The organism is Streptomyces sp. NPDC091412 (assembly GCF_044756885.1).
Taxonomy (GTDB): domain Bacteria; phylum Actinomycetota; class Actinomycetes; order Streptomycetales; family Streptomycetaceae; genus Streptomyces.
On sequence record NZ_JBIVTV010000003.1, the window covers coordinates 239,446 to 260,777 of the forward strand.

At 68.6% G+C, this 21,332-nt stretch carries 13 protein-coding genes; 9 read left to right on the forward strand and 4 right to left on the reverse strand.

Annotation, left to right across the window (positions count from 1 at the left end):
• Positions 1-50: 50 nt before the first annotated feature.
• Positions 51-203 carry a hypothetical protein gene (locus ACIQMV_RS09230; RefSeq protein WP_402592150.1) on the forward strand — a complete coding sequence of 51 codons (153 nt, stop codon included), beginning with the start codon at positions 51-53 and terminating at the stop codon, positions 201-203.
• A gap of 259 nt (positions 204-462) precedes the next feature.
• A complete protein-coding gene (locus ACIQMV_RS09235) occupies positions 463-777 on the forward strand; it encodes a hypothetical protein (RefSeq protein WP_402592151.1) in 315 nt (104 codons plus the stop codon).
• A gap of 278 nt (positions 778-1,055) precedes the next feature.
• Here the strand turns inward: ACIQMV_RS09235 and ACIQMV_RS09240 are convergent, their stop codons facing one another.
• Positions 1,056-2,585: a UDP-N-acetylglucosamine 1-carboxyvinyltransferase gene (locus tag ACIQMV_RS09240; protein WP_141357351.1), complete on the reverse strand. Its 1,530-nt coding sequence runs from the start codon at positions 2,583-2,585 to the stop codon at positions 1,056-1,058.
• A 544-nt stretch (positions 2,586-3,129) separates the two neighbouring features.
• Here ACIQMV_RS09240 and acnA point away from each other — a divergent pair.
• On the forward strand, positions 3,130-5,847 hold the full coding sequence (gene acnA, locus ACIQMV_RS09245; protein WP_402592152.1) for an aconitate hydratase AcnA: 2,718 nt from the start codon (positions 3,130-3,132) through the stop codon (positions 5,845-5,847).
• A gap of 343 nt (positions 5,848-6,190) precedes the next feature.
• Positions 6,191-6,403: a DUF397 domain-containing protein gene (locus ACIQMV_RS09250; protein ID WP_402592153.1), complete on the forward strand. Its 213-nt coding sequence runs from the start codon at positions 6,191-6,193 to the stop codon at positions 6,401-6,403.
• A 264-nt stretch (positions 6,404-6,667) separates the two neighbouring features.
• On the opposite strand, the gene ACIQMV_RS09255 is transcribed toward ACIQMV_RS09250, so the two are convergent.
• The gene (locus tag ACIQMV_RS09255) at positions 6,668-7,111 is read right to left on the reverse strand and encodes a hypothetical protein (protein ID WP_401779513.1); all 444 of its coding nucleotides are present in this window, start codon (positions 7,109-7,111) and stop codon (positions 6,668-6,670) included.
• 46 nt (positions 7,112-7,157) lie between these two features.
• Positions 7,158-8,018 (reverse strand): helix-turn-helix domain-containing protein, encoded by an 861-nt coding sequence (locus tag ACIQMV_RS09260; protein WP_402592154.1) that lies wholly within the window; start codon positions 8,016-8,018, stop codon positions 7,158-7,160.
• A gap of 767 nt (positions 8,019-8,785) precedes the next feature.
• Here ACIQMV_RS09260 and ACIQMV_RS09265 point away from each other — a divergent pair.
• Positions 8,786-12,070 carry a GH92 family glycosyl hydrolase gene (locus tag ACIQMV_RS09265; protein WP_402592155.1) on the forward strand — a complete coding sequence of 1,095 codons (3,285 nt, stop codon included), beginning with the start codon at positions 8,786-8,788 and terminating at the stop codon, positions 12,068-12,070.
• Positions 12,071-12,143: 73 nt separating this feature from the next.
• On the opposite strand, the gene ACIQMV_RS09270 is transcribed toward ACIQMV_RS09265, so the two are convergent.
• A complete protein-coding gene (locus tag ACIQMV_RS09270) occupies positions 12,144-15,947 on the reverse strand; it encodes a GH92 family glycosyl hydrolase (protein WP_402592156.1) in 3,804 nt (1,267 codons plus the stop codon).
• 459 nt (positions 15,948-16,406) lie between these two features.
• Between ACIQMV_RS09270 and ngcE the strand changes: the two genes are divergently transcribed.
• From ngcE to ACIQMV_RS09290, 4 genes are all read left to right on the forward strand, one after another.
• Positions 16,407-17,855 carry an N-acetylglucosamine/diacetylchitobiose ABC transporter substrate-binding protein gene (ngcE, locus tag ACIQMV_RS09275; protein WP_141357339.1) on the forward strand — a complete coding sequence of 483 codons (1,449 nt, stop codon included), beginning with the start codon at positions 16,407-16,409 and terminating at the stop codon, positions 17,853-17,855.
• A gap of 55 nt (positions 17,856-17,910) precedes the next feature.
• The gene (locus tag ACIQMV_RS09280; RefSeq protein WP_141357336.1) at positions 17,911-18,837 is read left to right on the forward strand and encodes a carbohydrate ABC transporter permease; all 927 of its coding nucleotides are present in this window, start codon (positions 17,911-17,913) and stop codon (positions 18,835-18,837) included.
• A 2-nt stretch (positions 18,838-18,839) separates the two neighbouring features.
• Complete coding sequence (locus ACIQMV_RS09285) at positions 18,840-19,763, forward strand: carbohydrate ABC transporter permease (protein WP_388478169.1); 924 nt, start codon at positions 18,840-18,842, stop codon at positions 19,761-19,763.
• 338 nt (positions 19,764-20,101) lie between these two features.
• Complete coding sequence (locus ACIQMV_RS09290) at positions 20,102-21,301, forward strand: ROK family protein (protein WP_402592157.1); 1,200 nt, start codon at positions 20,102-20,104, stop codon at positions 21,299-21,301.
• The last annotated feature ends 31 nt before the right edge of the window (positions 21,302-21,332 follow it).

Below are 21,332 nucleotides of genomic sequence, written 5' to 3' on the forward strand. Positions count from 1 at the left end.
GCGCACCACCACCCAGCTCCATCCGCGCCCTGGCCGAGGTCGTGCGGCGGATGGTGCGTGATGCCCCCGCAGGTGACACATCCCGCAAGGCCGCGGACACGGCGCTCGCCGCTGAGCGCGAGCACCTGCTGTACCAGGCCGTGAAGGGCCTCCGCTCAGCGGCCGCGGACGTCCTCGGCGACAGTCGGACACGCGTCTCGTAGTCGCGCGGGCGGCGGAGTTGAACATGAGGAATGGCCCTGGACCTGGGCATGTCGGCCGAGGCCCGTTCTCATCCTCATCAGGTCGATCACGGGTGACGTGCGATGCCGACCAGCCGTTGGAGGACCGCATACGCGGCGGTCGGCCCACACGCCGTGGAGCGCATATGCATCTGGCGCCGATGTCAGCAAGTTGCGCGACCCATATGGGCTACTACGGTGGAAGTGGCCGATGTGACCTATGTTGCAAAGGGGTACGGTCATGAACGCAAGGCTCTGCAAGCGATCTGCCGTTGCGGGCTCGGCCCTCATCCTCGCCCTCGCACCGCTGGGCCTGCAGCCGGCGGTGGCAGCGGCGGCAACGCCGAGCCAGACCCACGCCAGCTCGGTCGAGAATCAGCGTGACTACCGACGGGGCTTCCGCGACGGATTCCGGGACGGATACAAGGACGCCCGGGACGACTGCCGCATGCATAGGGGAAATCGGGGTTACAGCTCCGGCAACAGCGACTACACCCGTGGCTACAGCCATGGGTACAGCGCCGGTTTCGCCGAAGCGGAAGACCGATACTGCTGAGCAGTGAGGCTGAGGCCGGACCAGGTTCACAGCTTGCGCCGGCCGACATCGACGGGTGTGAGCCAGGAGGCGGCCGTGAGCCCGGTGGAGCGCGCACTTCCCGCCTCGCGCGGGTGCGCGTGGCAGCGCCGGCATCGACGCGGTCCGTGCGCAGCCGCCGGCCACCCGGGAGTAACTCGCTCTCGGCCCGAAGTCCCAGAGAAGTCCCAGGGACGCCGCCGGCCCCCTTCCAGACCCGCACCAACGCAGGTCGGAAGGGGGCCGGCGGCATGCGTCGCTCAGATGTCCCGGAAGGTCTCGATCTGCGCCCCAATGGAGTTCAGCCGCTCGGCCAGGTCCTCGTAGCCGCGGTTGATGACGTACACGTTGCGCAGTACCGACGTGCCCTCCGCGGCCATCATGGCCAGGAGGACGACCACGGCGGGGCGCAGGGCCGGCGGGCACATCATCTCGGCGGCGCGCCAGCGGGTGGGGCCCTCGACCAGGACCCGGTGGGGGTCGAGGAGTTGCAGGCGGCCGCCGAGGCGGTTGAGGTCGGTCAGGTAGATCGCGCGGTTGTCGTAGACCCAGTCGTGGATCAGCGTCTTGCCCTGCGCGGAGGCAGCGATCGCCGCGAAGAACGGGACGTTGTCGATGTTCAGGCCCGGGAACGGCATCGGGTGGATCTTGTCGATGGGCGCCTCCAGCTTGGAGGGCCGGACGGTGAGGTCCACCAGCCGGGTGCGGCCGTTGTCGGCGAAGTACTCGGGGGTGCGGTCGTGGTCGAGACCCATCTCCTCCAGGACCGCCAGCTCGATCTCCAGGAACTCGATCGGCACCCGGCGCACCGTCAGCTCCGACTCGGTGACGACGGCGGCGGCCACCAGGCTCATCGCCTCCACCGGGTCCTCGGAGGGGGAGTAGTCGACGTCGACGTCGATGTTCGGCACGCCGTGCACGGTGAGCGTGGTGGTGCCGATGCCCTCCACCCTGACTCCGAGCACCTCCAGGAAGAAGCACAGGTCCTGGACCATGTAGTTGGAGGAGGCGTTGCGGATGACGGTCACGCCGTTGTGGCGGGCCGCGGCCAGCAGCGCGTTCTCGGTCACGGTGTCGCCGCGCTCGGTCAGCACGATCGGGCGGTCCGGGCGGACGGCGTGGTCCACCACCGCGTGGTACTGGCCCTCCGTGGCGGTGATGTCGAGACCGAACCGGCGCAGCGCGATCATGTGCGGCTCGATGGTCCGCGTGCCGAGGTCGCAACCGCCCGCGTAGGGCAGCTTGAAGTGGTCCATCCAGTGCAGCAGCGGCCCGAGGAACATGATGATGGACCGCGTACGGCGGGCGGCCTCGGCGTCGATGGCGTCCAGATCGAGGGCGGCCGGCGGCACGATCTCCAGGTCGGTGCCGTCGTTGATCCAGCGGGTGCGCACGCCGATGGAGTTCAGCACCTCCAGCAGGCGATACACCTCCTCGATCCTGGCCACCCGGCGCAGCACCGTGCGTCCCTTGTTGAGCAGCGAGGCACACAGCAGCGCCACACACGCGTTCTTGCTCGTCTTCACGTCGATCGCGCCGGAGAGCCGGCGGCCGCCCACCACTCGCAGGTGCATGGGACCCGCGTAGCCCAGCGAGACGATCTCGCTGTCCAGGGCTTCACCGATGCGGGCGATCATCTCAAGGCTGATGTTCTGATTGCCGCGCTCGACGCGATTGACGGCGCTCTGGCTGGTGCCGAGCGCCTCGGCCAGCTGTGCCTGCGTCCAGCCCCGGTGCTGCCGAGCGTCACGGATGAGCTTGCCGATGCGTACGAGGTAGTCGTCTGCCATGGGGTTGAGGTTATCTCAGATATGAGATGGCGCCTCTTGGGGGGTCCGTTCGGGTGATGAGTCGTCAGTGGGCCCTGGGCCAAAGGGTTCGATGCCGCCCGCAAGGTCTGGGTGTTCCGGGCATTCCGGGTGTTTCCGGGTGTATTCATCGATGTTCCGTGGCGGTGTGCGGCGGTTGTCGCGGCGTGCGGAGCAGGTGTCTCGCGCCGCACCGCCGCCTCGGTCGCGGAGGGCGCGCCGGTCCCTTTTGCGCGTCCAGGTGTCGATTTCTACCGCCGGGTGGCGTACTCACTCTCGGGGATCGGGCGTCCGTCGGCCAGTCCGGATCCGGTCCGGGCGTCCGTCGGCCGGTCCGGACCCGGTCCGCGCATGACCATTCGGCCCCCATGTACTAGAGTTATCTCGACATCGAGATATCTGCCGGGGTGCACCACGGTCGCCACTCGGTAAGGCTCACCTAACTTAGCCTTACCTTACTGGATCGGTCGAGATGCCGTGGCGGCAGGATCGTGGTGGTAGGCGCACATGAATGAAGGAGACTGTCGTGTCGGCGAACAGCTTCGACGCCCGCAGCACGCTGCACGTGGGCGACGAGTCGTACGAGATCTTCCGGCTTGACAAGGTCGAGGGCTCGGCCCGACTGCCTTACAGCCTGAAGGTGCTGCTGGAGAACCTGCTCCGCACCGAGGACGGCGCGAACATCACCGCCGACCACATCCGTGCCCTCGGCGGCTGGGACTCCCAGGCCAAGCCGTCGCAGGAGATCCAGTTCACGCCGGCCCGCGTGATCATGCAGGACTTCACCGGCGTGCCCTGTGTCGTGGACCTCGCCACCATGCGCGAGGCCGTCAAGGAGCTCGGCGGCGACCCGGCGAAGATCAACCCGCTGGCCCCGGCCGAGCTGGTCATCGACCACTCCGTCATCGCCGACAAGTTCGGCACCAACGACGCCTTCAAGCAGAACGTCGAGCTCGAGTACGGCCGCAACAAGGAGCGCTACCAGTTCCTGCGCTGGGGTCAGACCGCCTTCGACGAGTTCAAGGTCGTCCCGCCCGGCACCGGCATCGTCCACCAGGTGAACATCGAGCACCTGGCCCGTGTCGTGATGGTCCGCGACGGCAAGGCCTACCCCGACACCCTCGTCGGCACCGACTCGCACACCACCATGGTCAACGGCCTCGGCGTCCTCGGCTGGGGCGTCGGCGGCATCGAGGCCGAGGCCGCCATGCTCGGCCAGCCGGTCTCCATGCTCATCCCGCGGGTCGTCGGCTTCAAGCTCACCGGCGAGCTGCCCGCCGGCACCACCGCCACCGACCTGGTGCTGACCATCACCGAGATGCTGCGCAAGCACGGCGTGGTCGGCAAGTTCGTCGAGTTCTACGGCGAGGGCGTGGCCGCGACGAGCCTGGCCAACCGCGCCACCATCGGCAACATGTCGCCGGAGTTCGGCTCCACCGCCGCGATCTTCCCGATCGACGACGAGACCATCAACTACATGCGCCTGACCGGCCGCCCCGAGCAGCAGCTCGCGCTCGTCGAGGCGTACGCCAAGCAGCAGGGCCTCTGGCTGGACCCGAACGCCGAGCCGGACTACTCCGAGAAGCTCGAGCTGGACCTGTCCACCGTCGTGCCCTCCATCGCCGGCCCCAAGCGTCCGCAGGACCGCATCGTCCTGGCCAACGCCGCCGAGCAGTTCAAGCAGGACGTCCGCAACTACGTCGACAGCGTCGACGAGGCGGGCGTGGAGTCCTTCCCGGCCTCCGACGCCCCGGCCGTCCACCCCAACGGCACCCCGACCAACCCGGTCCAGGTCACCGCCCCCGACGGCACCACCTACGAGCTGGACCACGGCGCGGTCACCGTCGCGGCCATCACCTCCTGCACCAACACCTCCAACCCGTACGTCATGGTCGCCGCCGCGCTGGTGGCCAAGAAGGCGGTGGAGAAGGGCCTGACCCGCAAGCCGTGGGTCAAGACCACGCTGGCGCCGGGCTCCAAGGTCGTCATGGACTACTACGACAAGGCCGGCCTGACCCCGTACCTGGACAAGCTGGGCTTCAACCTCGTCGGCTACGGCTGCACCACCTGCATCGGCAACTCCGGCCCGCTGCCGGAGGAGGTCTCCAAGGCCGTCAACGAGCACGACCTCGCGGTCACCTCGGTCCTCTCCGGCAACCGCAACTTCGAGGGCCGGATCAACCCCGACGTCAAGATGAACTACCTGGCGTCCCCGCCGCTGGTCGTCGCCTACGCCATCGCCGGCTCCATGAAGGTGGACATCACCCGGGACGCCCTCGGTGTCGACCAGGACGGCAACCCGGTCCGCCTGAAGGACATCTGGCCGAGCGAGACCGAGGTCAACGACGTCGTGGCCAACGCCATCGGCGAGGACATGTTCTCCAAGTCCTACTCCGACGTGTTCGCCGGCGACGCCCAGTGGCAGTCGCTGCCGATCCCGACCGGCAACACCTTCGAGTGGGACACCGAGTCCACCTACGTCCGCAAGCCCCCGTACTTCGAGGGCATGGGCATGGAGCCGGCCCCGGTCGAGGACATCGCCGGCGCCCGGGTGCTCGCCAAGCTGGGCGACTCGGTCACCACCGACCACATCTCCCCGGCCGGTGCCATCAAGGCCGACACCCCGGCGGGCCAGTACCTCACCGAGCACGGCGTCGAGCGCCGCGACTTCAACAGCTACGGCTCCCGCCGCGGCAACCACGAGGTCATGATCCGGGGCACGTTCGCCAACATCCGCCTGCGCAACCAGATCGCGCCGGGCACGGAGGGCGGCTACACCCGCGACTTCACGCAGGGCGACGGACCGGTCTCGTTCATCTACGACGCCTCGCGCAACTACATCGAGCAGGGCATCCCGCTGGTCGTCCTGGCCGGCAAGGAGTACGGCTCCGGCTCGTCCCGCGACTGGGCCGCGAAGGGCACCGCGCTGCTCGGCGTCAAGGCCGTCATCGCCGAGTCCTACGAGCGCATCCACCGCTCGAACCTCATCGGCATGGGCGTCCTGCCGCTCCAGTTCCCGGAGGGCCGTTCGGCCGAGTCCCTCGGCCTGACCGGCGAGGAGACCTTCTCCATCACCGGTGTCACCGAGCTCAACGACGGCCGCACGCCGAGCACGATGAAGGTCACCACCGACAGCGGTGTCGAGTTCGACGCGGTCGTCCGCATCGACACCCCCGGTGAGGCGGACTACTACCGCAACGGCGGCATCATGCAGTACGTGCTGCGCAACCTGATCGGCAAGTAACCGATTCGGTAGGGCAGTTGGGCCGTATCCCCGGTAACGGGGGTGCGGCCCCTCGCCGTTTTTCGGCCTGCTCGCACATGCCGTCCTCGATCCGCGCGCCCACGACGCGACGGTCGCGGTGGGTCGGTTTGGGTGCGGCCGAGGGGCGCGGGGACGTAGGGCATATCGACCGGTTCTGGTCTGGTGGCAGAGGGCGGCCTCCCTCTACGCTGGAGTCTCGATAGCTATGAGTAATCTTTTGGATGCCGTGAGTGTTGCCTGGCCCTGGCGTTTGGGGGTACTTGCCTGCGCTGGTGCACAGCCGTCCACTAGCATGGCTGGGCGCCATCAGGTACATCGGGGGATGGGGGCTGAGGTGGTGCATGAGGGGGGACCCTTGTGGCGCAGGAGCAGCATGTGTGGCAATGAGAACGAGTGCCTGGAGATTGCCGTGGCGAGCCGTGGTGTGCTCGCGCGAGACTCCAAAGTGCCTTGTCTCGCGCCCGTGCGCTTCGCCGCCCCCGCCTGGAAGGAATTCCTGCACGCGTTGACGCGAGGGGAGTTGGCCGACTCGTGACGCGGTTGTCAAGCCAACGCCGGGAGGTAGGGGGCCTTATGGGTGCCGGGGCATCGGCAGTGGAGCGTTCCGGGAAGACGACGGGGCGGCGGCCCGCAGCGGTCGGGGCGGTCATCTTCACCGTCGGCGCCGGCGCGGTGGCGACCCTGGCCGCGGCCGTCGCCTCACTGATGGTCGAGGGCGTGCTGGTCAAGCGGGTGGTCTGGGTGGTCGTCGCCGTTGCCGTGGCGGTCGCCGCGGGAGCGTGGCGAGCCGGCCGTGGTCTCACGGCGTCCCCACCTGGTTCTGATCGCCTTCGGAATGGTCCTCGGACGGGCTCGCCGGAGTAGCGTCGCGGTTCCCGCGCCGCTTGCACAGCCGGATCGTTCCCCAGGTCAGCCCACTGAGGGCGGAAGTCCCCAGGAACGTCAGCAGATCGACGCGTATCCCGGACGACGACAGCTTCAGCCCCTTGGCCAGATGGACGACCCAAAGGGCCGCTGCCAGCACGATCACGAGTGCCAGCAGCGCGAACAGCCCGAGTGCGACCAGAAAGTGGAGTTGCGTGGCGCCACGCGCCTTCTCTATCGCGATGAGGTTCTGCGTCTGCCTCTCGTCCTGGATGGCCTGCGCCTTGAGCGCTATATCGGTTGGCTCGGACGCCTCGTCCCCGAGTACATAGGTCCGGAACCGCTGTTGCAGGTCCTGCCATGTCGACCTGAAGACCACGTCGGTCCTCCCCCTGGCTCCACGAAAGCCGTGGGCCGCGTGCTTTTTATCGGGTCCCGAGGTCTTCCTTGATGCGATCGATCAGGTCGAGGGACTCGGTGTCGTCGAGCGCCAGAGCCGTGATCTCTTGGAAGCACTCCTGGTAACGAGCCAGCAGTTCCAGGTCCTCGCCGCCGGTCATGCTGCCGGCGGCGTGCTCCAGGTACAGCAGATCGTCGTCGTCCGGAAAGCCCAGCAGTACGAAGCTGCCGAGCGTGCTGTAGTGCGCACCCGCCTCGAACGGCAGCACGCGGACGGCGACGTCGTCCCGTGCGCCGAAGTCGAGCAGTTGGCCCAACTGCTCACCGAGCACTCGGGCGCCGCCGATCCGCCTTCGTACCGCGGCCTCGTCCAGTACGAAGGTGACGCCGGGGCGCCTGGGCCCGTCGAGCATCCTGCGCTGCCGTTCCATCCTCAGGTCCACGATCCTGCCGACCCGTTCGGGGCTCAGACCGCGCGGGGCGAGGAGTGCCTCCGCGTACGCGCGGGTCTGCAGATGCCCGGGGACGACAATGGGGTGGTAGGTGTGCAGGGAGGTGGCCGCACTCTCGTACCCCAGATACTGGGCGAACTGCGGTGTGACGACGTCGTGGTACGTGGACCACCAGCTGGGTCCCTTGCTGCCGCGCGCCGCTTCCTCGAGTTCATGTACCTGGTCCGGTTCCGTGATGGCGTACAGCGACAGCAGGGCGCGCAGGTCGCTGACGGACACGCTGACGGTGCCGGTCTCCACGCGGATGAGTTTGGACTGCGACCACTCGATCCGCTCGGCGGCCTCGCGCTGGCTCAGTCCGGCTCGCTCGCGCGCCTGTCGTAGGGCAAGGCGCAGTTTGCGCCGGTTCAGGCTTGGGTCCACGGGGGGTGTCATCGCCGCTCCTTTGACCGCCACTACCCTGAGGTCGGTCAGCCATGCACAGAACGTTCCTGTCTATCAGCCGTCACCATTATGCATGGAGCGGTCAGCCTAGAGCTGAATGCAATTGCATGGCACGGCGGTGGATTCGCGCGCTGGTGGCGCGCTGGGGGCGTGAGTTCTTTGAAAATGCGCCCCTTCCGCGGGCCGTTACTCACTGGACAACGTCGGGGCGGACTTCGATGCTCCCCACGAGCGTGTTCGCGCCCTCATCAATGGATGCAGTGGTGTGACCGGCGCGCAGAATGCGTCATAGGCGCGCAGGAGTGAGCCCGGCGCGCGAAACAGTCGCCTCGTCTCGCGTGTGCGCCCCTGGAGGGATGTGTCCGTCCTGTCGGCCGTTCACCGGTCGCCGCGTCACCCGGCAGCGGCCGTTTACAGCCGCTGCCGTCCGCGCTAGTTTTCTCGCACGCGAGGTGGGAGCGCTCCCATGGCGGCGGACCGGAACCCGCCGTCCCCGGGGGCTCCCACCTCGCCCCCGATGCTGCCGGCTTGTGCGACACCGCGGTGCGACAACGTTGTCGTAATTGGTCTGTACATGACTGTACTGCCTGTGCCGACAACGATGTCAATGCCCGTGCCCAGGAGTCCGCCCGCGTGAGTGCGGCGCGCGCCTGCGTACCCGTACGCGGTCTTCCGTGATACCACCGGCGCACGCTACTGTCCCTGAGGCTTGTGCGACCTGTGGTGCGCGACCCGTCCGAAGGAGGAGGGGCCGCGTCATGCGTTTCCGTCCCATGTCCCTGCTGCTGGCCGCGGTGCTCGCGACCGGCGGCGCCAGTCCCGCCCTCGCGGCGCCCGCCGCACCCCCGAGATCCGGTCCCGCCCTCGTCGAGGACGCCACCGCGTACGTCGATCCGCTGATCGGCACCAGGAACGCGGGCAATGTCTTCCCGGGTGCCGTCGTTCCGTTCGGCATGCTCTCCTTCAGCCCGGAGAACACCCGCGGCGACGCCACGAGGACGGTCGCGCCCGGCGGCTACCAGTACGACGCGACCCGCATCCGCGGCTTCAGCCTCACCCATATGTCCGGCACGGGCTGCGCGGGCGGCAGCGGCGACATCCCGTTCTTCCCGTACGCCGGGAAGGTCACCTCCTCACCCGCGAGCGACACCAAGGACGCCGTCTACGCCTCCGGCTTCAGCCACTCCGACGAGACCGCCGAGCCCGGCCACTACTCGGTGGGCCTCGCCTCCGGAGTCACCGCCGACCTCACGGCCACGGCCCGCACCGGTTCGGCGCGTTTCACCTACCCCGCGGACAAGCCCGCCTCCCTCCTCGTCCGTACCGCCAACTCCGAGGTGGGCTCGACCGATTCGTCGCTCACCATCGACCCGGCGAAGCGGACCGTCTCCGGCTCCGTCACCTCCGGGAACTTCTGCGGATACCTCGACCCGGAGGGCCGGCGCGCCTACTACACCCTGTACTTCACCGCCCGCTTCGACCGCCCCTTCAAGGCGACGGGCACCTGGCAGGACGACAAGCTGAACCAGGGCGCGACCTCGGCGAACGGCGGCACGGGCGGCTTCGCGAACGGCGGCAGGCCCGTGGCGGGCAAGGGCGCCGGCGGCTACGTCGAGTTCGCGTCCGGCACCGGCCCGGTCGGTGTCAAGGTCGGCATCTCCTACGTCAGTCAGGCCGGCGCCGAGGCCAACCTGGCCGCGGAGAACCCGCCCCAGCGCTCCTTCGGCGCGGTCAAGGACGCGGCCCGCCGCGCCTGGAACGACCGGCTGGGCGCGATCCGCGTCGGCGGCGGCACCGAGGAGGAGCGCACCACCTTCTACACCGCGCTGTACCACGCCCTGCTCCACCCGAACGTCGTCAGCGACGCCGACCGCAGATACCGCGGCGCCGACGACAAGGTGCACACCGTGGGCCGCGGCCACCAGGCCCAGTACGGCACCTTCTCCGGCTGGGACGTCTACCGCGACCAGGTGCAGCTGCTGACCCTGCTCAGCCCGGCCACCGGTTCGGACATGGCCCAGTCCCTGTACGAGCTGGCCCGTCAGAACGACGGTGTCTGGGACCGGTGGCTGCACGGCGCGAGCGGCACCCACGTCATGAACGGCGACCCCTCGCCGACCGCCCTCGCCGGCATCCACGCCTTCGGCGGCACCGGCTTCGACCTGAAGGGGGCCCTCGCCTCCCTGGTGAAGGCGGCGACGGTGCCGACCGAGCGGGACCTGTCCCCGGCGGGCAAACCGGTCCTGTCGGCCGGCCAGCGGCCCTCCCTGGACAAGTACCTGAAGCTGCACTACATGCCGTCCGTCTCCAACGCCTGGGGCGGCGCCGCCGAAACGCTGGAGATGTCCACGGCCGATTTTGCCCTGGCTCAACTCGCCGAAGCGGCGGGGCAGAAGAAGACCGCCGCCACGTTCGCCGAGCGCGCCCAGTGGTGGCAGAACAACTTCAACGTCGCGGCCGACCCCTCCGGCGGCTACATCGCCAACCGCAAGGCCGACGGCAGTTGGGTGACCGGCTTCACCCCGGACACCGGCAACGGATTCGTCGAGGGCACGGCGGCCCAGTACACCTGGATGGTCCAGCACAACCCGGCAGGCCTGTTCGCGGCGATGGGCGGCCGCGACGCGGCGCTGGCCCGCCTGGACGACTTCTTCCACGACGCCGACGGCGGCTGGGCGTTCAGCGGCAGCGGCGGCGCCAAGTCCGAACTCGACAACGAGCCCTCGATCAACGTCCCCTACCTGTACGCCTACGCGGGCGCGCCCTACAAGACGCAGGAGACCGTCCGCGCGGCCATGCGGCAGCTGTGGACGACGCAGCCGGGCGGCATCCCCGGCAACGACGACCTCGGCGCGATGTCCGCCTGGTACGTCTTCTCCGCGCTCGGCATGTATCCGCAGGTGCCCTCCCGCGCCGAACTCGTCCTGTCCTCCCCGCTGTTCGAGCGGATCGAGATCCGCCGCCCGCACGGCAACGACATCTCCGTGCGCGCCACGGGAGCGGCGGCCGGATCCCCGTACGTCCGGTCCCTGAAGGTGAACGGCCGGGCGAGTGACCGCCCCTGGCTGCCGGCGGGCTTCGTCCGTGACGGCGGCCGGCTCGACTACACCCTCTCGGCCACCCCCGACCGCACCTGGGGCAGCGCCCCGTCCGCCGCCCCGCCCTCCTTCCGCCAGGGCGAGCAGCTGTACCAGATCGGTGTGGGCCCGACCGCGGCGACGCTCGCGCCCGGCGGCAGCACGACGCTCGGCGTCCGCGCCCTGTCACTGAACGGCGGCCAGGGCCCCGAGGTGCGCTTCAGCGTCCGCACCCCGTCCGGCATCACGGCGACCCCCGCCGAGGGCACGGTGACCGACGGCGCCCGGCAGATCACGCTCACCGCCGCCCCGGAGGCCGAACAGGGCTTCTACGACGCGAAGGTCACGGTCACCTCCGGCAGCCAGTCCTACGAGCAGCCGGTGTCCCTGACGGTGGCGGCCCCGGGCAGCCTGCTGGCCGCCTACGACAACACCGGCGTCTCGGACGACGACGGCGACCACGACGAGGCCGACTACGACGGGGGCGGCTGGAGCTACTCCCGCCAGGCCCTCGCGGCGGCCGGCCTCACCCCGGGCGGGCAGGGCACGGTGAACGGCCTCACCTTCACCTGGCCGAACTCGCCGAGCGGGCGCCCGGACAACGCCTCGGCGGCCGGCCAGAGCATCGAACTGGCCACGCCGGCGGCCCGGTTGTCCTTCGTCGGCAGCGCGGTCAACGGCAACCAGCAGACCAGGGCCACCGTCACCTACACCGACGGCACCACGGGCACTGTCGACCTCTCCTTCACCGACTGGACCGTCGGTGGAGGCGGCGGCACCGTCCAGTACGGCAACACGGTGGTGGCCCGGACCGCGTACCGCAACGTCGCGGGCGCCGGCAAGGACACGGTGACCACCTACGTCTTCGCCACCGAGCCGTACGAGGCCCCGGCGGGCAAGCGGATCAGCGCAGTGCGCCTGCCCGGCAACGCCGACCTGCACGTCTTCACCGTCGCCACGGGCTGACCGGCCCGCGGGACGGCACGAAGGGGCGGGCCCGGCGGGCCCGCCCCTTCCTCATGCCGGGTGCTCGGCGGCGTCAGGCCAGCAGCTCCACCTCCGCCAGCGTCGAGGCGCCGTCCAGGATCAGGCGGTACTTCTGGTAGGTGTCCGGTGCGGCGATCGTGAAGGGGCGGGTCTGCTTGTCCCAGGCGAAGGACTCGCCCGAGCGCCGGTCCACCGTCTTCCAGGTCGTGCCGTCAGCGGACGCCTGGAGGGTCCAGCCGGCTGGGGCCTTGGCGCGGTCGCCGGACGAGGTCAGGGTGTACTGGACGGCCTTGACGGGGCCCGTCACCGGCAGGTCCACCGTCGTCACCGCGGCCTCCGTCGACGAGGTGTCGTCGAACAGCGCCCCGTCGCCCTTCAGTACGTCCGCCCGGGGGCTCGGCGCCTTGTCGCCGGTCGTGATCGACATCGGCGCCGCGTCCTTGCCCGTGCCCCACGAGGAGGGCCGCGGACCCATGTCGAACTGGAGGACACCGCCCTTGGACAGCAGGGAGTGGGGCAGGCTCGTCGAGTTCCACGCCTTGCCGTTGAACCGCACGCCCTGCACGTACACGTTCTTCGCGCTGTTCTTCGGGGCCTGGATCACCAGATCGCGGCCGCCGTCCAGATGCACCGTCGCCTTGGTGAACAGCGGGGAGCCGATGGCGTACTCGCCGCTGCCCATGACCAGCGGGTAGAAGCCGAGCGAGGAGAACAGGTACCAGGCCGACTGCTCGCCGTTGTCCTCGTCGCCGTGGTAGCCCTGGCCGATCTCGCTGCCGACGTACAGCCGGGACAGCGCCTCACGGACCTTCTCCTGCGCCTTCCACGGCTGCCCTGCCGCGTCGTACATGTAGGTCACGTGGTGGGCGACCTGGTTGGAGTGGCCGTACTGGCCCATCCGCACGTCCCGCGCCTCGGTCATCTCGTGGATGACACCGCCGTAGGACCCGACGAACTCCGGGCCGGCCGTCTCGGGAGTGGCGAAGTAGGTGTCCAGCTTGTCCGCCAGGCCCTTCTGCCCGCCGTACAGGTTCGCCAGTCCGCGGCTGTCCTGCGGGGCGGTGAAGGCGTAGCCCCAGCCGTTGGTCTCCGTGTAGTCGTAGCCCCACACGCGCGGGTCGTACTTCGAGGCGTCGAGGCGCCAGTCGCCCCGGGCGTTGCGGCCCTGGAAGAAGCCGACCCGGGAGTCGAACAGGTTCACGTAGTCCCGGGCCCGGTTGAGGAAGTAGTCGGACTCCTCCTTGTAGTGCTTCTCGCCCGTCTTCTTGTAGAGGGCCTCGCCCATCTTCGCGATGCCGTAGTCGTTGACGTAACCCTCCATCGCCCAGGACAGGCCCTCACCGGTGGCCGTGCTGGTGTACCCGAGGAAGGGGGAGGTCGTCATGCCCTTGCGGCCCACGCCCGAGGACGGCGGCACCACGGTGGCGTTCTTCAGGGCCGCGTCGTAGGCCGCCTTCGCGTCCATCGGCACGCCCTTGACGTACGCGTCCGCGAAGGCCACGTCCGAGGAGGTGCCGGTCATCAGGTCGGCGTAGCCGGGGGAGGACCAGCGGGAGGTCCAGCCGCCGTCCTTGTACCCCTGCACGAAGCCGTCGACCATCTCACCGGCCTGACCGGGTGTCAGCAGCGAGTACGCGGGCCAGGTGGTCCGGTAGGTGTCCCAGAAGCCGTTGTTGACGTACACCTTGCCGTCGACGATCTTCGCGCCGGTGTGGGTCGGCGTGTCCTGGCCGGGCATCGGCGAGAACGGGGAGGCGTACTGGTACTTCCCGCCGACCTTCTCGAAGCCGGAGTTCGGGTACAGGTACAGCCGGTACATGCTGGAGTAGAGCGTGGTCAGCTGGTCGGGCGTGGCGCCCTGGACCTCGACCTTGCCGAGCAGCTTGTCCCAGGTCCGCTGGGCGGACGCCTTGACGGTGTCGAAGGAGGTGCCGTCCGGGACCTCATGGCGCAGGTTGTCCTTCGCCTGGTCGAGGCTGATGAGGGAGGTGGCGAGGCGGAGGGTGACCGTGCGGTCCTTGCCCGCGTCGAAGCGCAGGTGGCCCTTGACGCCGCTCGACGAGCCGTCCTTCACGGGCTTGTCGAAGACGCCGTAGACGAACAGCCGGGTGGCGCCGGTGGACAGCCCGGACTTGACGTCCGAGTAGCCGGTGACGACACCGTGCTCCTTGTCCAGGGTGAGGCCGGCCTGCTCGGTGACGTTGTCGAACACCACGCTCGCGTCGTCGCCCGGGTAGGTGAAGCGCAGGACGGCCGCGTGGTCGGTCGGCGTCATCTCCGCCTTGAGGCCGTTCTCGAAGCGCACCCCGTAGTAGTACGGCCGCGCGGTCTCGTTCTCGTGCCGGAAGGCGAGCGCGCGGGCGGTGCGTCCGGTGTCCGGGGTGCCCGCGGCGGCGGACGGCATCACCTGGAAGGTCTGCCGGTCGCCCATCCAGGGGCTCGGCTCGTGGCTCGCGCTGAACGCCTGGATCGTCGGCAGGTTGTCGTCGTTGTTCGCGCGCGCGTACTCGTACAGCCAGCTCAGCGAGGACGCGTTGGTCACCGGCGTCCAGAAGTTGAAGCCGTGCGGCAGGGCGGTCGCGGGGAAGTTGTTGCCGCGCGAGAAGCTGCCGCTGGAGTTGGTGCCGCGGGTGGTCAGCGCGTAGTCCGACAGGTGCGCCTTCGGCTTCTCCTGCGGCGTCTGCTTGATCACCACGTCGTCCAGCCAGCCGCGGAACTTCGCGGGGCCGGTGGGGGAGTCGTAGGCGAGGAGGACCCGGTCGATGGTCTTGCCCGCCGCGACCGAACCGATCCGGGAGGCCACGCTGTTCCACTGGTTGACGTACAGCGTCTTCGCCGCGCCCTGGCCCTGCGGGCTCAGGGTGAAGCCGTGCTGGTCGGTCGCGCCCAGTCCGCTCAGGTAGGTGCCGTCGGTGAAGGCGAGGTCGACGGCGACGTTGGTGGCGTCGTAGTCGCGGTCGCCGTCGGCCATCGACGGGTAGAGGCGGTACGACAGCTGCGTGTCGGGCAGCACCTTGACGTTGACGTCGAAGAGCTTGTTGTACGAGTACGCCCGGTCCTTCGCGGTGTGCCGGCCCGCGTACCGCAGGGCCCGCTTGCCCGTGTAGCCGGCGCCCGACTTCGCGGTCGGGGAGCCGCTCGGGCCGCGGTCGACCAGCGAGAGCATGTCCTGCGGGACCGGCGCGTCGTCGCCGCCGGTGGAGAACTGCACATCGGCGAGCTGGAGTATGTCCGAGGCGCCGTTGTTTCTGGTGACGTCGAGCCGGAAGTGCTGGTACTCGGCCGGTTCGGCCAGGTCGTAGGTCCTGGTCTGGAACCGCTCGGAGAACTTCTCCCCGGTGCGGGTGTCGAGAGTCTTCCAGTCCTTGCCGTCGGTGGACCCCTTCAGGGTCCAGTCCTTCGGGTCGCGCCCGTCGAAGTCGTTGGCGGAGGTGAGGGCGTACCGGACGATCTTCTGCGGTGTGTCGAAGTCGAACTCGACCCAACCGGTGGGCTGGAACGTCAGCCACTTGGTGCCGGACTCGCCGTCGACGAGGTTCTCCTTCACCTCCCCGCCGCCCGTGTTCTCCCCGCTGGCCCGGACCTCGGTGATGTGGTCGTCCACATTGCCCGGGATGCCGGTGCTGTAGCCGCCGTCCACGCCCGAGGCGCGCTTGCCGCCGCCGGGGGCGGTGTCGACCGTGTTCAGCCAGTCCGGCGCCGGATCGCCGGCCTCGAACGAGGAGCTGAACTCCCGGTCGGCGGCCGGGGGCTTGCCGGGCAGGGCGACCGCGGCCCCCTGCGAGCCGGCTGCCGTGACGAAGGCGGCCGTGATGACGACCGCCGGACCCCATCTGTGCCGTACTCTGCGCTGCATGCGCGGCGTCCCTCCCTGCGTTCGGACAACGTTGTCAGCTCTTTACGCAAGGACCAGTAGGGAGCCAAGTGACCAGTGATGTCAAGGGTGTTGGGTGTGGCATTCGGACGCAAAGGTGCGGATATCTCCGTCAACGGAAGCCCACAGACGGCTCATATTCTGCGTGAGGTCTCAACTCGGAAAAGACCCGCGGTGAACCTTGCTCTCGATCTTGCTCCGTTGACGGGAAGTGGACTATACCTGTCGGCGTCCGCGCGACCGTGAGAACGGCCGGAAGCGGACCCGGGGGGAGTCGGAAAGGGTGGTGCGACGTGCGAGACGCGTCCGCCTCCTCGTCTTCCGTCCGATCCCGGTAGATGACGCACGAAGTACTTCCTGCACGACCCAGCTTGACCCGACCGCGGTGCCGGGGAGGATCCGGTTCACCGCCTGAGTCCTGGAGAAGGCGAGGACTTGAGCATGGGATCCACTTCCGCCGAGCACCACGGAGGCGTCGGCCGCCGGGCTCTGATCAAGCGGTCCGCCGCACTCGGTCTCATCAGCGTTCCCGCGATGGGCTTCCTGTCCGCCTGCGCCAGTGGTGGTGGCGGGGACGGCCAGGAGAAGGCCAAGGCGGGCAAGAAGACCGAGAAGAACCCGCTCGGTGTCAATGACACCGCGCAGATGGAATTCGTCCTGTTCGACGGCGGCTTCGGCAAGGAATACGCCGAGGACGCCGTGAAGATCTACCAGAAGGACTTCCCCAAGGCGAAGACCAAGTTCGCCGCCACGCAGAAGATCCAGTCGACGCTCCAGCCGCGCTTCAACCAGGGCAACCCGCCGGACCTCATCGACAACTCCGGCGCGGAGCAGATGGACATGGGCGTCCTCGTGGGCAAGAGCCAGCTCGCGGACCTCACCCCGCTGCTGGACGCCGCGTCCTACGACGACCCGAGCAAGAAGGTCCGCGACACCCTGCGCCCGGGCATCGTGGAGATGGGCCAGTTCGACGGACAGCCGGTCTGGATCCTGTACTACGCCTACACGGTCTACGGCGTGTGGTACTCCCAGAAGGCCCTGGACTCGCTGGACGAGAAGTACCCGGAGACCTGGGACGAGATGCTCAAGGTCTGCGAGAAGGCCAAGAAGAAGGGCATGGCCGGCTGGACCTACGCCGGCAAGTACCCCTACTACCTGCCCTTCTCGCTCTACCCGATGATCGGCAAGGTCGGTGGCCGCGAGGTCCTGGACGCCATCGACAACCTCGAGCCCAACGCCTGGAAGCACCCGGCGGTCAAGGCCTGCTTCGAGGCCTACTACGAGCTCTTCCAGAAGGGCTACATCCTCAAGGGCACCCCGGGCCTGGACCACATCCAGTCGCAGACCGCCTGGGCCAAGGGCAAGGCGCTGTTCATCCCGAACGGCTCCTGGGTGGAGAACGAGTCCGCGAACGTCATCCCGGCCGACTTCGACCTGGCCGTCTCCGCGCCCACCGGCATCGACAGCTCCGACAAGATGCCGTTCGGCACCATCTGGGCCTCCGGCGGCGAGCCGTTCATCGTCCCGGCCAAGGCCAAGAACCCCGAGGGCGGCATGGAGCAGCTGCGCATCATGCTCAGCGAGGCCTCCTCGAAGAACTTCACCTCCAAGGTGAAGTCGCTCACCGCGTACAACGGCGGCACGGACGGCATTCCGCTCACCCCCGGACTGAAGTCCGGAGTCGCGGCGCTGGACAAGGCCGGCTCCAACGTGGTGAACCCGCGGCTCCAGGACTGGTACGTGCAGCTCCAGAAGGAGAAGATCGGTGTGTCGGGCATCGGCGAGATGATGGCCGGCCGCCTCACCCCGGCCGAGGCCATCAAGAAGATCCAGGGCTTCGCCGACGAGGCCGCCAAGGACCAGTCGATCAAGCACTACAAGCACCAGTAGTTCTGAGGATCCGTCACCAGCGGTACCACCCGCCCAGAGATCGGGGTCGGCAGCAATGCAGCACGGCAAGTACCGGTTCATCGTGGGGTTCCTCGCGGTTCCCCTCGGGCTGTACGCGCTTTTCGTCATCTGGCCGTTCATCCAGTCCATCTACTACTCGTTCACGGACTGGACCGGTCTGAGCCCCGATTTCCAGATGGTCGGCTTCGACAACTACCAGAGGATGCTCCACGACGACATCTTCTGGAAGTCGTTGCAGCACAGCCTGCTGTTCGCTCTGGTGCTACCGCTGGTGACGATCGGTCTGGCGCTGTTCTTCTCCTTCATGATCAATGTGGGTGGGCGGCGCCGCCGGGGCGGGCCGGCGATCTCCGGTGTCCGCGGCTCCTCGTTCTACAAGATCGTCTACTTCTTCCCGCAGGTACTGTCGATCGCCATCGTGGCCCTGCTGTTCGCGTTCGCTTACAACCCGGACAGCGGCGCGATCAACTCCGTGCTGCGCGGGATCGGGCTCGGCAGCGTCCAGCCGCTGTGGCTGGGCGACCCGGGCCTCGCGCTGTGGTGCGTGATGGGGGTGCTGGTCTGGTCCACGGTCGGCTTCTTCGTGGTCCTGTTCTCGGCCGGCATGGCCTCCATCCCGGCGGACCTGTACGAGGCCGCGCTGCTGGACGGCGCCAGCCGCTTCACCACCTTCTTCCGGATCACCCTGCCACTGCTGTGGGACACCGTGCAGTCCGGCTGGGTGTACATGGGCATCCTCGCCCTCGGGGCGGAGTCGTTCGCGGTCGTACAGATCATGACGACCGGGCCGGGCGGCCCCGACTACTCGACCACCGTCATGGTCCTGTACGTGTACCAGAAGGCGTTCCGTGACGGTCAGGCCGCCTACGCCACCACGATCGGCGTCGCCCTGCTCATCGTCACGCTGGCCTTCGCGGCCGTCGTGATGCGGCTGGGCCGGCGCGAGCGGCTGGAGTTCTGACGATGAAAACGACCGAGTCCCCCGCCCCCGTTCCGGCCGAGTCCGGTGTCGGCCTCGCCACGGCCGGCGTACCGGCCGAAAAGCCGGGCGGACGGAAGAAGGACGGCTCCGTCCTCAACGTCTTCTCGCACGGCATTCTGATCATCTGGGCGATCATGGTGGTCATGCCGCTGGTCTGGGCGGTGATGACGTCCTTCAAGGACGACAACTCCATCTTCAGCTCGCCCTGGGCGCTGCCCGACAAACTCCACTTCGACAACTGGGCGCGGGCCTGGACCGATGCCAATATGAGCGAATACTTCCTCAACACCATTCTGGTGGTGGGCGGTTCGCTCGTCGGCACCCTGGTGCTCGGTTCGATGGCGGCGTATGTGCTGGCCCGTTTCGACTTTCCGGGCAACCGCTTCATCTACTACCTCTTCATCGGCGGCATGAGTTTTCCGATCATGCTGGCCCTGGTCCCGCTGTTCTATGTCGTGAACAACATGGGACTGCTGAACACCATTCACGGTCTGATCCTGGTCTACATCGCCTACTCACTGCCGTTCACGGTGTTCTTCCTGACCGCGTTCTTCCGGACCCTGCCGAGCTCGGTGGCGGAGGCGGCCTTCGTGGACGGGGCCTCGCACACCCGGACGTTCTTCCAGATCATGCTGCCGATGGCCAAGCCCGGTCTGATCAGCGTGGGGATCTTCAACTTCCTGGGGCAGTGGAACCAGTACATGCTGCCGACGGTGCTCAACACCGACCCGGACAAGCACGTGCTCACCCAGGGCCTGGTGCAGCTGGCCGTGAGTCAGGGCTACAAGGGCGACTGGTCCGGTCTCTTCGCCGGACTGGTGATGGCGATGCTGCCGGTGCTCGCCGCGTACATCGTCTTCCAGCGCCAGGTGGTGCAGGGGCTCACCGCGGGCGCCCTGAAGTAGTTCCCGGCGTCCCGGCGCCCGCACGCGCCACCCCGTGCCTCCTGCCGCCCTCCGCGCGTCGCCCTCCGGCGTTCCGGTGCCGAGGCCCGTCCCGTGCGGGCGGCGCCCGGCGCCTTCGCCGCCCGTGTACGCCGCTCTCGCCGCCCCCTCCGGGGCGTGCGGGGGCGGCTCACGCATGTCCGCACATGCGTGCGTGACACGGCTCCATCAGCGTGTCCACGGACCCGGATACGGTTCAACCTCTTGACGGGAGGGGACCCGAACAGCTCAGCTTAGAGTTCACTAGTTGGACATTGGACGGGGCCTCGCCGAAGCGGCCCCGCGCGCAGGAGGTCGTCGTGGAGACTCCAGGGTCGCAGTCGTCGCTGCACCGAGCCAACCTGGAGCGGGTCGTACGTGCCGTGCGCCTTGCCGGATCACTCACGCAGGCGGAGATCGCGCGGACCACGGGCCTGTCCGCGGCGACGGTCTCCAATATCGTGCGCGAACTCAAGGACGGTGGAACGGTCCAGGTCACCCCCACTTCCGCGGGCGGGCGCCGGGCCCGCAGCGTGTCCCTGAGCGGGGACGCCGGCATCGTGATCGGCGTCGATTTCGGGCATACGCACCTGCGGGTCGCCATAGGAAACCTCGCCCACCAGGTGCTGGCCGAGGAGTCCGAGCCGCTGGACGTGGACGCCTCCTCCACGCAGGGCTTCGACCGGGCGGAAGAGCTGGTCAACCGGCTGATCGCGGCCACGGGCGTCGACCGTTCCAAGATCGCCGGCGTGGGTGTCGGCGTACCCGGCCCGATCGACGTCGAGTCCGGCACGCTGGGCTCCACGGCCATCCTGCCGGGCTGGACGGGCGTCAAGCCCGCCGAGGAGCTGCGGGGGCGCCTCGGCGTGCCGGTGCACGTGGACAACGACGCCAATCTGGGCGCTCTGGGCGAGCTGGTCTGGGGCAGCGGCCGGGGCGTGCGCGACCTGGCCTACATCAAGATCGCCAGCGGGGTCGGCGCGGGCCTGGTGATCAGCGGCAGGATCTACCGCGGCCCCGGCGGTACGGCGGGTGAGATCGGGCACATCACGCTCGACGAGTCGGGCCCGGTCTGCCGCTGCGGGAACCGCGGCTGCCTGGAGACCTTCACCGCCGCCGGGTACGTGCTCCCGCTGCTCCGGCCCAGTCACGGCACCGACCTGACCATGGAGGGCGTCGTACGGCTGGCGCGGGACGGCGACCCGGGCTGCCGCCGGGTGATCGCCGACGTCGGCCGTCATATCGGCAGCGGGGTCGCCAATCTCTGCAACCTGCTGAACCCCAGCCGGGTGGTGCTCGGCGGGGATCTCGCCGAGGCCGGTGAGCTGGTGCTCGGCCCGATCAGGGAGTCGGTCGGGCGGTACGCCATCCCCAGTGCCGCGCGCCAACTCTCCGTGCTTCCCGGCGCGCTTGGCGGCCGCGCCGAAGTACTCGGCGCGCTGGCCCTCGCGTTGAGCGAGATGGGCGATTCAACCCTTTTGGACGGTACACTCAACGCGGCCACTCCTGCCTTCACTTAGAGAACGGATGGCACCGTTGCCATCTCGTTAA

What these genes read in the sequence shown, in the direction of transcription:
- ACIQMV_RS09230 (WP_402592150.1), top strand. Translation starts at nt 51, where the DNA reads ATGGTGCGTGATGCCCCCGCAGGTGACACATCCCGCAAGGCCGCGGAC.
- ACIQMV_RS09235 (WP_402592151.1), top strand. Translation starts at nt 463, where the DNA reads ATGAACGCAAGGCTCTGCAAGCGATCTGCCGTTGCGGGCTCGGCCCTC.
- ACIQMV_RS09240 (WP_141357351.1), bottom strand. Translation starts at nt 2,585, where the DNA reads ATGGCAGACGACTACCTCGTACGCATCGGCAAGCTCATCCGTGACGCT.
- ACIQMV_RS09250 (WP_402592153.1), top strand. Translation starts at nt 6,191, where the DNA reads ATGGGGGCTGAGGTGGTGCATGAGGGGGGACCCTTGTGGCGCAGGAGC.
- ACIQMV_RS09260 (WP_402592154.1), bottom strand. Translation starts at nt 8,018, where the DNA reads ATGACACCCCCCGTGGACCCAAGCCTGAACCGGCGCAAACTGCGCCTT.
- ACIQMV_RS09265 (WP_402592155.1), top strand. Translation starts at nt 8,786, where the DNA reads ATGCGTTTCCGTCCCATGTCCCTGCTGCTGGCCGCGGTGCTCGCGACC.
- ACIQMV_RS09270 (WP_402592156.1), bottom strand. Translation starts at nt 15,947, where the DNA reads ATGCAGCGCAGAGTACGGCACAGATGGGGTCCGGCGGTCGTCATCACG.
- ngcE (WP_141357339.1), top strand. Translation starts at nt 16,407, where the DNA reads ATGGGATCCACTTCCGCCGAGCACCACGGAGGCGTCGGCCGCCGGGCT.
- ACIQMV_RS09280 (WP_141357336.1), top strand. Translation starts at nt 17,911, where the DNA reads ATGCAGCACGGCAAGTACCGGTTCATCGTGGGGTTCCTCGCGGTTCCC.
- ACIQMV_RS09285 (WP_388478169.1), top strand. Translation starts at nt 18,840, where the DNA reads ATGAAAACGACCGAGTCCCCCGCCCCCGTTCCGGCCGAGTCCGGTGTC.